Below are 13,473 nucleotides of genomic sequence, written 5' to 3'. Positions count from 1 at the left end.
TTGTGGCCATTTCACTGTCTGTGGTGCTGCTGTTGGCGATCATCCTCGTGGTGCTGATGCGCGGCGGCTCCCTCAAGGCCGGACCCGCCATCGTCGCGGTGCTGTTCGGCTTCTTCCTCGCCTCTACGGGCATGGCGCCGTCGATCAATAAATTCCTCGACTCGCTGGCCCAGACGATCAACAACATCAACTTCTGACCTGAGTCGGCCCGAGTCGGCCGACTGTTCCCGCGTCGGCGACGCCTCAGGGAAATCGGCGAAAACGCCTCAGGCCCGGCTCGGTGGTCAACCACCGAGCCGGGCCTGAGGCCTTCGAGAGCGGGCGACGGGAATCGAACCCGCGTAGCTAGTTTGGAAGACTAGTGCTCTACCATTGAGCTACGCCCGCAAGCACCGCACCGCAGGTCACGAGGGCCGCGGTTACGAAGAGCATCGTAGCGGGTCCGGGGCCGGTGTCGCACACCCCATTCCGCCTCGCAATCCCCGCCGGAGAATGCGGCAGCCGCACAGCCTGCGGGCATGTACCCTACGTGTCGCACCGACGGGGTGTGGCGCAGCTTGGTAGCGCGTCCGCTTTGGGAGCGGAAGGTCGTCGGTTCGAATCCGGCCACCCCGACCATCACCACGATCGTCTTCAAGATCGCATTGTGGGGCTCATCCTGCTTGCGGCTACTATGCAAGCTGCGTGCCCGTGTGTCTGACGAGTCCGACGAAAGCCGGCGAGTCCGACGAGAAGCAGGGCCGATCCGCTGAGCCGCCTCCAGTGCGGCGGACGCAGCAGAACCCCAGAATCCACCAAGGAGACCGAACCGTGAAGAGCGCCGTGGAGACCCTGAACCCGACTCGGGTTCGGCTCACTGTCGAGGTGCCCTTCGAGGAGCTCAAGGACAGCCTCGACGCGGCGTACAAGAAGATCAACCAGCAGGTCACGGTCAAGGGCTTCCGTAAGGGCAAGATCCCGGCCCGAGTGATCGACCAGCGGTTCGGCCGTGGTGCGGTGCTGGAGGAGGCTGTCAACGACGCCCTCCCGAAGTTCTACACCGAGGCGGTCAACGAGGCCTCGCTGAACCCGCTCGGCCAGCCCGAGGTCGACATCACGGAGCTGAAGGACGGCGAGACGCTGGCCTTCACCGCCGAGGTCGACATCCGCCCGGTCATCGAGATCCCGGACTACTCCGGCATCGAGGTCACCGTCGACGCGGTCGAGGTCAGCGACGAGGACGTCGACAAGGCCGTCGAGGAGCTGCGCGGCCGCTTCGCCTCCACCAACCCGGTCGAGCGCGCCGCCGCCGACGGCGACGTCGTGACGATCGACCTCGAGGCCAAGGTCGACGGCGAGGTCCTCGAGGACGGCGTCGCCAGCGGCGTCCAGTACACGATCGGCTCCGGCGAGCTGCTCGACGGCATCGACGAGGCCGTCACCGGCCTGGAGGCCGACGGCGAGGCCACCTTCACCTCCGAGCTCAAGGGCGGCAGCGCCGAGGGCAAGGAGGCCGAGGTCACCGTCAAGGTCACCGCCGTCACCGCCCGCGAGCTCCCCGAGCTCGACGACGACTTCGCGCAGATGGCCAGCGAGTTCGACACCCTCGAGGAGCTGCGTGCGGACAGCCGCAAGCGCCTCGAGAACATGAAGCAGTACGACCAGGCCACCCAGGCCCAGGAGCGCGTCCTGGACGAGCTGCTGAAGCTGGCCGAGGTCCCGATCCCCGAGAAGCTCCTCGAGGACGAGGTCAAGACCCGCAAGCACAACCTCGAGCACCACCAGCTCGGTCAGATGGGCATCGACCTCGCCAAGTACCTGGAGATCCAGGGCAAGACCGAGGAAGAGTTCGACGCCGAGACGTCCGAGCAGGCGATCAAGGGCATCAAGACCCAGTTCATCCTCGACGAGCTGGTCAACAAGGAGAAGCTGAACGTCAACCAGGAGGAGCTCACCGAGCACCTCATGCGGCGTGCTGCCTCCTCCGGCATGAGCCCCGACCAGTTCGCCCAGGCCGTCGTCGAAGGCGGCCAGGTGCCGATGCTCGTCGGCGAGGTCGCCCGCGGCAAGGCGCTCGCCGTGGTCGTCGAGGCCGCCAAGGTCGTCGACACCAACGGTGAGCTCGTCGACCTCGAGGACGACGAGGACGAGACCGAGACCGCCGCCGAGACCGTCGAGGCCGTCGTCGACGGTGACACCGACGGTGACGACGAAGGCGACGCGGCCGCGGAGAAGACCGAGGCCTGAGCCTCGCGCTGAGCCCCATGACGGGCCCCGGACGCACCATGCGCCCGGGGCCCGTCGTCGTACATACGGACCCCTGTCACCTTGCGCTCCGAGCGAACAGTTCGGGAAGCGGGATGGCGCCCGCCTACCAGCGCGTTAGGGTCCATGAATACGAGGGCAGGGGAGTCCCCGCCCCCAGTACGAAGACGCTGAGACGGCCGGAGCCGTCAGAGACGAGCAGGTGGATACGTGACGAATCTGATGCCTAACGCCGCGGGTGAGCCGTCCATCGGTGGTGGCCTCGGCGACCATGTCTACAACCGGCTGCTCGGCGAGCGGATCATCTTCCTCGGCCAGCAGGTCGACGACGACATCGCCAACAAGATCACGGCGCAGATGCTGCTCCTTGCCGCCGAGCCGGACAAGGACATCTACCTCTACATCAACAGCCCCGGTGGCTCGGTGACGGCCGGCATGGCGATCTACGACACCATGCAGTACATCCCGAACGACGTGGTCACGATCGGTATGGGCATGGCCGCCTCGATGGGCCAGTTCCTGCTGACCGGCGGCACCGCGGGCAAGCGCTTCGCGCTCCCCAACACAGACATCCTCATGCACCAGGGATCGGCCGGCCTCGGCGGTACCGCCTCGGACATCAAGATCCAGGCCGAGTATCTGCTCCGTACGAAGAAGCGCATGGCGGAGATCACCGCTCAGCACTCCGGTCAGACCGTCGAGACGATCATCCGCGACGGTGACCGCGACCGCTGGTACACCGCTGACGAGGCCAAGGCATACGGCCTCATCGACGACATCATGGCCTCCGCATCGGGCGTTCCGGGCGGCGGCGGCACCGGCGCCTGAGCCTTTGCGCCAGGCAGTCAGCGCCCCAGTCTCCCCAGCCCGCAGAACGCCACCAGGATGGTGAACACCGACATGAGCAACTTCTCCGGCGCCTCCGCCAGCGGCCTCTACACCGGCCCGCAGGTGGACAACCGCTACGTCGTCCCGCGCTTCGTGGAGCGCACCTCGCAGGGCGTGCGCGAGTACGACCCGTATGCCAAGCTCTTCGAGGAGCGCGTGATCTTCCTCGGCGTGCAGATCGACGACGCCTCCGCCAACGACGTCATGGCGCAGCTGCTGTGCCTGGAGTCGATGGACCCCGACCGCGACATCTCGATCTACATCAACAGCCCCGGTGGCTCCTTCACCGCGCTGACCGCCATCTACGACACGATGCAGTTCGTGAAGCCGGACATCCAGACGGTCTGCATGGGCCAGGCGGCCTCCGCCGCGGCCGTGCTGCTCGCCGCCGGTACCCCCGGCAAGCGGATGGCCCTGCCGAACGCGCGCGTACTGATCCACCAGCCGTCCTCGCAGACCGGCCGCGAGCAGCTCTCCGACCTGGAGATCGCGGCCAACGAGATCCTGCGGATGCGGACGCAGCTCGAGGAGATGCTGGCCAAGCACTCCACCACGCCGATCGAGAAGATCCGCGACGACATCGAGCGCGACAAGATCCTGACCGCCGAGGACGCGCTCGCGTACGGCCTCGTCGACCAGATCGTCTCGACCCGCAAGAGCACGGCCGCAGCGGCCGCCTGACCGCTCCGGCGCCCTTGGCGCGGTGCACGACAATGTGAACCGCGCCAAGGGGGGCCCGAACGGGGGGCCAGGCAAGGTACCGTCGGATATGAGGCACCAGGAGCCGGCTGAACCAAGCTGCTCCCAGGCGAAGGGGAAGCACCTCGTGGCACGCATCGGTGATGGCGGCGACCTGCTCAAGTGCTCGTTCTGCGGAAAGAGCCAGAAGCAGGTGAAGAAGCTCATCGCAGGCCCCGGTGTGTACATCTGCGACGAGTGCATCGACCTCTGCAACGAGATCATCGAGGAGGAGCTCGCCGAGACCTCCGAGGTGCGGTGGGAGGAACTTCCCAAGCCGCGCGAGATCTACGAGTTCCTCGAGGGGTACGTCGTCGGGCAGGAGCCCGCGAAGAAGGCCCTCTCGGTAGCGGTCTACAACCACTACAAGCGCGTCCAGGCCGGTGAGAACGGCGGCGCGCAGGGCCGGGACGACGCGATCGAACTGGCCAAGTCCAACATCCTCCTGCTGGGCCCCACGGGCTCCGGCAAGACGCTGCTGGCCCAGACGCTCGCGCGCATGCTGAACGTCCCGTTCGCCATCGCCGACGCGACGGCGCTGACGGAGGCCGGCTATGTCGGCGAGGACGTCGAGAACATCCTGCTGAAGCTGATCCAGGCGGCCGACTACGACGTCAAGAAGGCCGAGACCGGGATCATCTACATCGACGAGATCGACAAGGTCGCCCGCAAGAGCGAGAACCCGTCGATCACCCGCGATGTCTCGGGCGAGGGCGTCCAGCAGGCGCTGCTGAAGATCCTGGAAGGCACGACGGCCTCCGTCCCGCCGCAGGGCGGCCGGAAGCATCCGCACCAGGAGTTCATCCAGATCGACACGACGAACGTGCTCTTCATCGTGGGCGGCGCCTTCGCCGGCCTGGAGAAGATCATCGAGTCGCGTGCGGGCGCGAAGGGCATCGGCTTCGGCGCGACGATCCGCTCGAAGCGCGAGATCGAGGCGAGCGACCAGTTCCAGGAGGTCATGCCGGAGGACCTGGTGAAGTTCGGGATGATCCCGGAGTTCATCGGCCGCCTGCCCGTCCTGACCTCGGTCCACAACCTGGACCGCGAGGCGCTGCTGCAGATCCTGGTGGAGCCGCGGAACGCGCTGGTGAAGCAGTACCAGCGGCTGTTCGAACTGGACGGCGTGGAGCTGGACTTCGAGCGCGGCGCGCTCGAGGCCATCGCGGACCAGGCGATCCTGCGCCAGACGGGTGCGCGTGGTCTGCGGGCCATCATGGAGGAAGTCCTGATGTCGGTGATGTACGAGGTCCCGTCCCGCAAGGACGTGGCCCGGGTCGTCATCACGGAGGACGTGGTCCACAACAACGTGAACCCGACGTTGGTGCCGCGGATCGTGAAGGACGACGGCCGCCACGAGAAGTCCGCGTAGCGGTCACGTACTTGCGCCGAAGGGGCGCCCGGCCAGTGCAACTGGCCGGGCGCCCCTTTTTGGCTGTTGATCGTTTCAGCCAGGATGTGATCGAGGTCGAGACAACGTCGCACTAGTCTGTTGCGCCGATCGTGGATCACCGGGAAGGGCCAGTGGGCGACCAGTTCGACAGTTGAACCAACGAATGAACGGGGAAGGTGCAAAGTGCGCACCAAAATCAGACGAGTACTCGTGGTGACCGCCGTGGCGGCGTCGGTATTCGCCCTACCCGTGGTGGCCGCTGCGCCCGCCAGCGCGTCACCTACTTCCTGCGCAAGTTATCTGGCAGCGAAGGGATACAACGTGGGGCCCAAGGTACGGACATCCTGCAAGTACGCGGGTGACCCCGCTACAAGGGCGGTCTGTTATGCAGGGCTCACCAAGATAGGCGTTCGTGATGGGGACGCGTTCGACGCTTGTTTCTAACAGCGGCCGCGCGATAGCCCGGTCGTCTGCTTCCATCGGCGCTGGGACTTGCGGCAGCAGCTGACGAGTGTGGTGTCCAAGCAGCTCCCACCGGACACCACACTCGTGCAGAACGCAACGCATGTACGCGGCTCAAGGCCTATGTTCGCCCTTACAGCCACGGCGTGCTCAAACCTGCGTCATATCTTGGTGCGCGACGCCTTGTAGTGCTTGGCGGTCAGCTCGGCGACCTCGTCGAGGGTCTGGGGCTTGCCCACCAGCGCGCTGGCAGTGTCCACGGCATTGACCACGCCGAAGGTGCTGTAGTCGGCCCAGATACACGTCGGGATCTGGAATTCCTTGGGCCCGTTCTTAGGGGTGCCGTCCCCGGACGGGTTGGTGAACTTGAGGTACTGGCACTTCATCAGCGCGCCCTCAAAGCCGGACGGCGTCTTCTCCTCGGGGCTGCCGACAGGCTCGAGCTTGAGACCCTCGTTGCCGAGTTCGGCGTTCTCCTTCTTCCCATAGTTGGAGAAGCCCATGTCGATGGCCTTCTCAGGGTCGGCGATCTCGCCCCAAGTGCCGTTCAGGCTCATCTCCTTGATCTTCATGGGGTCGGTAGAGTCGTCCACCTTGTACTTGGCCATGAGCATCGTGGGGTTTTTGATCCCCATGGCGGTCGCATTAGCCTTCTGCTTCGCGTTCATCGGGACGGGGGTGTCGGCCCCGTTCTTCTTGTACTCGCCGATGGTGTCCGCCGGGGTGATCTTGTAGCCCTTGGTGTCGTCCCCGACCGCGCTGTTGCCGCCGCCACCCCCCAGCAGCAGATACGCGCCGCCGCCAATCACCGCGAGCGCCACCACCGAGGCCACCACTATCAGGCCCGTCTTCTTCTTCGGCGCGGCCGGCGGGGGCGGCACCTGGCCGCCGGCGTACTGGGGCTGCTGGCCGTACGGGCCCGGCTGCTGGGGCTGGCCCCACTGGCCCTGCTGCGGCGGAACGCCCTGCGGGGCCTGCGGCGGGTATCCGTAGCCGGGCTGCTGAGGCTGCTGCTGCGGGTACCCGTAGCCGGGCTGCGGGGCCTGCGGCGGCTGCTGGCCGTAAGGACCCGGCTGACCGTACGGTCCGGGCTGCTGAGGCTGGCCGCCGTACGGGCCCGGCTGGTTGTAGCTCATTACTGCGTTCCCCTCCAGATACTTATGTCCTCCGAACATCCTGGCCCAACCGCCATCGCCATGGCGCGGCAGGGGTCACACCGTTACTGAACATTCCCGTTTCAGTACGGCCCCGTGACACCTCTAAACTGAGCCCGTGACCGAGAACGCTCAGCAGCAGCCAGCCAGCAACCCCGAACTGCCGACCCAGTACGCGCCGGCCGAGGTAGAGGGGAAGCTTTACGAGCGCTGGGTAGAGCGCGGTTACTTCGCGGCCGACCCCAAGAGTGAGAAGCCGCCGTACACCATCGTCATCCCCCCGCCGAACGTCACGGGCTCCCTGCACCTGGGCCATGCCTTCGAGCACACGCTGATCGACGCCCTCACCCGCCGCAAGCGGATGCAGGGGTACGAGACGCTGTGGCAGCCCGGCATGGACCACGCCGGTATCGCCACCCAGAACGTCGTCGAGCGGGAGTTGGCGAAGGAAGGCAAGTCCCGCCACGACCTCGGCCGCGAGGCGTTCGTCGAGCGCGTCTGGCAGTGGAAGGCGGAGTCCGGAGGACAGATCTCCGGCCAGATGCGCCGCCTCGGCGACGGCGTCGACTGGAGCCGCGAGCGCTTCACCATGGACGAGGGCCTCTCCCAGGCTGTCCAGACGATTTTCAAGAGGCTCTACGACGACGAGCTGATCTACCGCGCCGAGCGCATCATCAACTGGTGCCCGCGCTGCCTGACGGCCATTTCGGACATCGAGGTGGAGTACCAGGACGACGAGGGCGAACTGGTCTCGATCCGCTACGGAGAGGGCGACGCGTCGATCGTTGTCGCGACGACCCGCGCCGAGACGATGCTCGGTGACACCGCGGTCGCGGTCCACCCCGATGACGAGCGCTACGCCCACCTCGTCGGCACGGAGATCGAGCTGCCGCTCACCGGCCGCCGGATCCCCGTCGTGGCCGACACGCACGTCGACCCCGAGTTCGGCACGGGCGCCGTCAAGGTGACGCCCGCCCACGACCCGAACGACTTCGAGATCGGGCAGCGGCACGGCCTGCCCAACCTCGCGATCATGGACGAGCACGCGGTCATCACCGCGCACGGCCCGTTCCAGGGTCTTGACCGGCTGGAGGCCCGTTCCACGATCGTCGGCGCGCTGCGCGCCGAGGGCCGGATCGTCGCCGAGAAGCGCCCATACACGCACTCCGTCGGCCACTGCTCGCGCTGCAAGACGACGATCGAGCCGCGGCTGTCCATGCAGTGGTGGGTCAAGGTCGGCCCGCTCGCCCAGGCCGCGGGTGACGCGGTCCGCGACGGCCGGGTGAACATCCACCCGAAGGAGATGGAGTCCCGGTACTTCGGCTGGGTCGACAACCTGCACGACTGGTGCATCTCGCGCCAGCTGTGGTGGGGCCACCGCATCCCCGTCTGGTACGGGCCGAACGGTGAGGTCGTCTGCGTCGGACCGGACGAGCAGCCGCCGACGGGCGAGGGCTGGACCCAGGACACCGATGTCCTGGACACCTGGTTCTCCTCCGGTCTGTGGCCCTTCTCCACCCTCGGCTGGCCCGAACAGACCGAGAGCCTCGAGAAGTTCTATCCGAACGCCGTCCTGGTCACCGGGTACGACATCCTCTTCTTCTGGGTCGCCCGGATGATGATGTTCGGCCTGTACGCGATGGACGGCACCCCGCCGTTCCACACCATCGCCCTGCACGGCATGGTCCGGGACCAGTTCGGCAAGAAGATGTCGAAGTCCTTCGGGAACGCGGTCAACCCGCTGGACTGGATGGACACTTACGGCTCCGACGCCGTGCGGTTCACGCTGGCCCGTGGCGCCAACCCGGGGGTGGACGTCCCGATCGGCGAGGACTGGGTCCAGGCCTCCCGCAACTTCGCCAACAAGATCTGGAACGCGACCCGTTTCGCGCTGATGAACGGCGCGACGGTGGAAGGCGAACTGCCGCCCACCGAGCAGCTGTCGGCGGCCGACCGGTGGATCCTCTCCCGGCTCAACGCGACGGTGGCCGAGGTCGACGCGTACTACGAGGACTACCAGTTCTCGAAGTTGTCCGACGCCCTCTACCACTTCGCGTGGGACGAGGTCTTCGACTGGTATGTCGAGCTGTCCAAGACCACGTACTTCGCGGGCGGCGAGCAGGCGCGCGTCTCCGGCCGCGTTCTCGGCGAGGTCCTCGACGTCACGCTGCGGCTGCTGCACCCGATCGTCCCGTTCGTCACCGAGACGCTGTGGACCACGCTCACCGGCAAGGAGTCCGTCGTCATCGCCGACTGGCCCGGCGACAGCGGCTTCCGGGACGCGGCGGCCGAGCGGGAGATCGAGCTGGTCCAGCGGGTTGTCACCGAGGTCCGCCGGTTCCGTTCCGACCAGGGGCTGCAGCCCGGCCAGAAGGTCCCGGCCAGGCTCACCCTCGACGGCACCGCGCTGGCGCCGCACGAGGCCGCGATCCGGCAGCTGCTGCGGCTGCAGCCGGAGGGCGAGGGCTTCAGCGCCACGGCGACCCTCCCGGTCGCGGGGGCCACGGTCGCGCTGGACCTGTCCGGCACGATCGACGTGGGCGCGGAGCGCAAGCGGCTGGCGAAGGACCTGGCCGCGGCCGAGAAGGAGAAGGCGCAGGCACAGGCGAAGCTCGGCAACGAGGCGTTCCTCGCCAAGGCGCCGGACAACGTGGTCGACAAGATCCGTACGCGCCTGGCCAAGGCCGAGGAGGACATCGCTCGGATCACCGCGCAGCTGAACAGCCTGCCGGAGGCGTAGCGGCACGCGGGACACGCAACGCGGGACACGTACGAGAGGCCCCGGGGTTTCCCCGGGGCCTCTCGCGTGGGGCGGGGGTTCCCCCGGGCTCTCGCGTGAGCGGCGCGCTGCCGAGGACAGGGCGCGGACGTCCTGTCACTCCGCCTCCGTAGACTGGTCCTGTGAGTGAGCAGCCGGACCCTTTCGAAGAGATCGTCGACGCCGAGACCAATCGTGACCCCGACCTGGCGGTGATCGAGGCCGGCAGCCGTACCCTGCGCGCGCAAGCCGGTTCTCCCCAGGGTGACCTTGTGCCCGCCCGGCCCGCAGACCCGGAGGTGGACAAGGCGCTGCGCGCGGTGGAGCAGGAGCTCGCCGGGCGCTGGGGCGAGACCAAGCTGGAGCCCTCGGTCGCCAGGATCGCGGCGCTGATGGATGTGCTGGGCGAGCCCCAGCGCGCGTACCCCTCGATCCACATCACCGGTACGAACGGCAAGACCTCCACGGCCCGCATGATCGAGGCCCTGCTTGGCGCCTTCGATCTGCGCACCGGCCGCTACACCTCGCCGCACATCCAGTCGATCACCGAGCGGATCAGCCTGGACGGCGCCCCGATCGAGGCCGAGCGCTTCATCGAGACGTACAACGACATCAAGCCGTACATCGAGATGGTCGACTCCGCGCAGGAGTTCCGGCTCTCCTTCTTCGAGGTGCTGACCGGCATGGCGTACGCCGCCTTCGCCGACGCGCCCGTGGATGTCGCGGTCGTCGAGGTCGGCATGGGCGGCAGCTGGGACGCGACGAACGTCATCGACGGGTCCGTCGCCGTCGTCACCCCCATAGACCTGGACCACACCGACCGGCTCGGCACCACGCCCGCCGAGATCGCCGCCGAGAAGGCCGGTGTCATCAAGGAGGGCGCGACGGTGATCCTGGCGCAGCAGCCGGTGGACGCCGCGCAGGTGATGCTGAAGAAGGCCGTCGAGGTCGACGCCACGGTCGCCCGGGAGGGCATGGAGTTCGGCGTCGTCTCGCGCGAAGTCGCGGTCGGCGGCCAGCAGGTGACGCTGCGCGGGCTCGGCGGTGAGTACGAGGAGATCTTCCTCCCGCTGTACGGGGCGCACCAGGCGCACAACGCCGCGGTGGCGCTCGCCGCGGTCGAGGCGTTCTTCGGCGTCGGCGCCGAGCAGGCCCGCACGCTGGACATGGACACCATCCGCAGGGCGTTCGCCTCAGTGGCTTCCCCCGGCCGCCTCGAGGTCGTGCGCCGCAGCCCGACGGTCGTCCTGGACGCCGCGCACAACCCGGCCGGCGCCCGCGCGAGCGCCGACGGCATCACCGAGTCCTTCGGCTTCTCGCGGCTGATCGGTGTGGTCGGCGCGAGCGGGGACAAGGACGTCCGAGGGCTCCTCGAGGCCTTCGAGCCGATCTTCGCCGAGGTCGTCGTCACACAGAACTCGAGCCATCGGTCGATGGACGTAGACGAGTTGGCGGCGGTCGCCGTGGAGGTCTTCGGCGACGAGCGGGTGGTCGTCGAGCCGCGTCTCGACGACGCGCTGGAGGCGGCGATCACGCTCGCCGAGGAGGAGTCCGAGTTCGCGGGCGCCGGCGTCCTGGTGACGGGCTCCGTGATCACGGTCGGCGAGGCCCGGCTGCTCCTGGGAAGGGCCTGACAACTGATGCGTACGCTCTGTGCATCCACTCTGATCGGCGAGTTCTTCGTGATCGGCTTTGCCGGTCTGGTCGCCATGAAGTTCGACGACCTCTCGATGGCGACGGTCTGGACGGTCTGCGGCGTCGGGATGCTGCTCTCGTTGCTGCTCTGCGGGATGATCGGCCGACCGGGCGGGGTGCAGCTCGGCTGGTCGCTGCAGATCGCGCTGATTGCGAGCGGTTTCGTGGTGCCGACGATGTTCTTCCTGGGTGCGGTCTTCGCGGCGCTGTGGTGGGCCTCGGTCCACTACGGCCGCAAGATCGACGAGGCCAAGGCGTCCTGGGCCGCGCAGGCCTCCTCGGAACCTGACGCTGCGTAATCGACCACTCGTTCGGCCCTGTAGCCTCTGAACTCTTGAATCCGCATATGAAGGAGCTCGTACCGTGAGCCAGCGCACGCTCGTCCTGCTCAAGCCCGACGCCGTACGCCGCGGCCTGATCGGCGAGATCATCGGCCGTATCGAGGCCAAGGACGGCTGGACCATCAGCGCGCTGGAGCTGCGCACTCTCGACCGGGAAACCCTCGAGCAGCACTACGGTGAGCACGAGGGCAAGCCCTTCTACGAGCCGCTGGTCGAGTTCATGTCCTCCGGCCCGGTCGTCGCGCTGGTCGTCGACGGCGAGCGGGTCATCGAGGGCCTACGCCAGCTGGCGGGCCCGACCGACCCCATCGCCGCCGCGCCCGGTTCCATTCGTGGTGACTTCGGCACGATCGTCCGGGAGAACCTCATTCACGCCTCGGACTCCGAGGAGTCCGCCATTCGGGAACTCAAGATTTTCTTCCCCGGACTTTCCTGATTGGGCGTCAGCCATACAGCGCTCATGACCTGGGGCGACCGAAGTAATTTCGGTCGCCCCCAGGCATATGGACGAGCATTGCGGGAACGCATCGCTCCGACACCTCGTCACCTAATAGAGAGGTGGTCCACCGCGCGGTGTCCGTGCAGGCGGCACTACGATGGAAGCCTCCACGCCACAGCGCACCCACCTCGCCATCCTGAAAAGCCATCAACGCTCGATTTGGGAAGGCCAGACGCATCCTCATGGGGAACAACATGTCGTTCATCGGCCGTGACATGGCTGTCGACCTCGGGACCGCCAACACGCTGGTGTACGTCAGAGGCCGGGGGATCGTCCTCAACGAGCCGTCCGTCGTCGCCATCAACACCAACACGGGCGGCATCCTGGCGGTCGGCGCCGAGGCGAAGAAGATGATCGGGCGGACACCGGGCAACATCGTTGCCGTCCGGCCGCTGAAGGACGGCGTCATCGCCGACTTCGAAATCACCGAGCGGATGCTCCGCTACTTCATCCTGAAGATCCACAAGCGTCGGTACCTCGCCCGGCCGCGCGTCGTCGTCTGTGTGCCCTCCGGCATCACGGGTGTTGAGCGCCGCGCGGTCATCGAGGCGTCGACGCAGGCGGGCGCCCGGCAGGTGCACATCATCGAGGAGCCCATGGCCGCGGCCATCGGCTCGGGACTCCCGGTTCATGAAGCCACCGGCAACATGGTCGTCGACATCGGTGGCGGGACCACCGAAGTCGCCGTCATCTCACTCGGCGGAATCGTCACGGCACAGTCGATCCGCGTCGCCGGCGACGAGCTGGACAACGCGATCATCCAGCACATCAAGAAGGAGTACTCGCTCCTGCTCGGCGAGCGGACCGCCGAGAACATCAAGATCACCATCGGCTCGGCGTACGACATGGGCAAGGACGAGCACACCGAGATCCGCGGTCGTGACCTCGTCTCCGGTCTGCCGAAGACCGTGGTGATCTCCGATGCCGAGGTCCGCAAGGCGATCGAGGAACCGGTCAACGCGATCGTCGACGCCGTGAAGACCACCCTCGACAAGTGCCCGCCGGAGCTCTCCGGCGATGTCATGGACCGCGGCATCGTCCTCACCGGCGGCGGCGCGCTGCTGCGCGGCCTCGACGAGCGGCTGCGCCGCGAAACCGGAATGCCGATCCATATCGCCGAGGATCCGCTGGACTCCGTGGCCCTCGGATCCGGCAAGTGTGTCGAGGAGTTCGAGGCGCTCCAGCAGGTACTGGACGCCCAGCCCCGGCGCTAGTCATGTCTCCTTGCGGAGACCTACGAATCCGCCGTACGGGGGCCTGCCAACCCGTACGGCGGATCGTTGATATACAGACATCAACAT

11 protein-coding genes and 2 tRNA genes are annotated in these 13,473 nt (G+C 67.2%); 11 read left to right on the top strand and 2 right to left on the bottom strand.

Going from position 1 to position 13,473, the window contains the following annotated elements:
- Positions 1-2: 2 nt before the first annotated feature.
- Positions 3-197, top strand: a complete 195-nt coding sequence (locus ACFYXH_RS07705; RefSeq protein WP_327323607.1) for a hypothetical protein — start codon at positions 3-5, stop codon at positions 195-197.
- Positions 198-316: 119 nt separating this feature from the next.
- Here the strand turns inward: ACFYXH_RS07705 and ACFYXH_RS07700 are convergent.
- Positions 317-387: transfer RNA gene (locus tag ACFYXH_RS07700), tRNA-Gly, on the bottom strand.
- Positions 388-541: 154 nt separating this feature from the next.
- Between ACFYXH_RS07700 and ACFYXH_RS07695 the strand changes: the two genes are divergently transcribed.
- The 5 genes from ACFYXH_RS07695 to clpX all read left to right on the top strand — a co-directional run bounded on the left by ACFYXH_RS07695 (position 542) and on the right by clpX (position 5,242).
- Positions 542-618: transfer RNA gene (locus ACFYXH_RS07695), tRNA-Pro, on the top strand.
- Between the two features lie 192 nt (positions 619-810).
- Positions 811-2,226 carry a trigger factor gene (gene tig, locus ACFYXH_RS07690; RefSeq protein ID WP_389561195.1) on the top strand — a complete coding sequence of 472 codons (1,416 nt, stop codon included), beginning with the start codon at positions 811-813 and terminating at the stop codon, positions 2,224-2,226.
- 240 nt (positions 2,227-2,466) lie between these two features.
- The gene (locus ACFYXH_RS07685; RefSeq protein WP_327328313.1) at positions 2,467-3,072 is read left to right on the top strand and encodes an ATP-dependent Clp protease proteolytic subunit; all 606 of its coding nucleotides are present in this window, start codon (positions 2,467-2,469) and stop codon (positions 3,070-3,072) included.
- Positions 3,073-3,129: 57 nt separating this feature from the next.
- The gene (locus ACFYXH_RS07680) at positions 3,130-3,813 is read left to right on the top strand and encodes an ATP-dependent Clp protease proteolytic subunit (protein WP_327323605.1); all 684 of its coding nucleotides are present in this window, start codon (positions 3,130-3,132) and stop codon (positions 3,811-3,813) included.
- 145 nt (positions 3,814-3,958) lie between these two features.
- Complete coding sequence (gene clpX, locus ACFYXH_RS07675) at positions 3,959-5,242, top strand: ATP-dependent Clp protease ATP-binding subunit ClpX (protein ID WP_389561194.1); 1,284 nt, start codon at positions 3,959-3,961, stop codon at positions 5,240-5,242.
- Positions 5,243-5,886: 644 nt separating this feature from the next.
- On the opposite strand, the gene ACFYXH_RS07670 is transcribed toward clpX, so the two are convergent.
- Positions 5,887-6,861, bottom strand: a complete 975-nt coding sequence (locus ACFYXH_RS07670) for a hypothetical protein (protein ID WP_389561193.1) — start codon at positions 6,859-6,861, stop codon at positions 5,887-5,889.
- 136 nt (positions 6,862-6,997) lie between these two features.
- Here ACFYXH_RS07670 and ACFYXH_RS07665 point away from each other — a divergent pair, with 136 nt between their 5' ends.
- The 5 genes from ACFYXH_RS07665 to ACFYXH_RS07645 all read left to right on the top strand — a co-directional run bounded on the left by ACFYXH_RS07665 (position 6,998) and on the right by ACFYXH_RS07645 (position 13,386).
- The gene (locus tag ACFYXH_RS07665) at positions 6,998-9,619 is read left to right on the top strand and encodes a valine--tRNA ligase (RefSeq protein ID WP_389561192.1); all 2,622 of its coding nucleotides are present in this window, start codon (positions 6,998-7,000) and stop codon (positions 9,617-9,619) included.
- A gap of 161 nt (positions 9,620-9,780) precedes the next feature.
- Complete coding sequence (locus ACFYXH_RS07660) at positions 9,781-11,271, top strand: bifunctional folylpolyglutamate synthase/dihydrofolate synthase (protein ID WP_389561191.1); 1,491 nt, start codon at positions 9,781-9,783, stop codon at positions 11,269-11,271.
- 6 nt (positions 11,272-11,277) lie between these two features.
- Positions 11,278-11,631 (top strand): DUF4233 domain-containing protein, encoded by a 354-nt coding sequence (locus tag ACFYXH_RS07655; RefSeq protein WP_389561190.1) that lies wholly within the window; start codon positions 11,278-11,280, stop codon positions 11,629-11,631.
- 64 nt (positions 11,632-11,695) lie between these two features.
- Complete coding sequence (gene ndk / locus ACFYXH_RS07650) at positions 11,696-12,109, top strand: nucleoside-diphosphate kinase (RefSeq protein WP_389561189.1); 414 nt, start codon at positions 11,696-11,698, stop codon at positions 12,107-12,109.
- Positions 12,110-12,366: 257 nt separating this feature from the next.
- Positions 12,367-13,386 carry a rod shape-determining protein gene (locus ACFYXH_RS07645; protein WP_327328312.1) on the top strand — a complete coding sequence of 340 codons (1,020 nt, stop codon included), beginning with the start codon at positions 12,367-12,369 and terminating at the stop codon, positions 13,384-13,386.
- The last annotated feature ends 87 nt before the right edge of the window (positions 13,387-13,473 follow it).

Origin of the sequence: Streptomyces sp. NPDC002730 (assembly GCF_042888805.1) — a bacterium.
In the GTDB taxonomy this organism is placed as follows: domain Bacteria; phylum Actinomycetota; class Actinomycetes; order Streptomycetales; family Streptomycetaceae; genus Streptomyces.
Note: the sequence above shows the minus strand (reverse complement) of the source record. Positions and strands in the feature narration are given on the sequence as shown.

What these genes read in the sequence shown, in the direction of transcription:
- ACFYXH_RS07685 (WP_327328313.1), top strand. Translation starts at nt 2,467, where the DNA reads ATGCCTAACGCCGCGGGTGAGCCGTCCATCGGTGGTGGCCTCGGCGAC.
- ACFYXH_RS07680 (WP_327323605.1), top strand. Translation starts at nt 3,130, where the DNA reads ATGGTGAACACCGACATGAGCAACTTCTCCGGCGCCTCCGCCAGCGGC.
- ACFYXH_RS07670 (WP_389561193.1), bottom strand. Translation starts at nt 6,861, where the DNA reads ATGAGCTACAACCAGCCGGGCCCGTACGGCGGCCAGCCTCAGCAGCCC.
- ACFYXH_RS07655 (WP_389561190.1), top strand. Translation starts at nt 11,278, where the DNA reads ATGCGTACGCTCTGTGCATCCACTCTGATCGGCGAGTTCTTCGTGATC.
- ACFYXH_RS07645 (WP_327328312.1), top strand. Translation starts at nt 12,367, where the DNA reads ATGTCGTTCATCGGCCGTGACATGGCTGTCGACCTCGGGACCGCCAAC.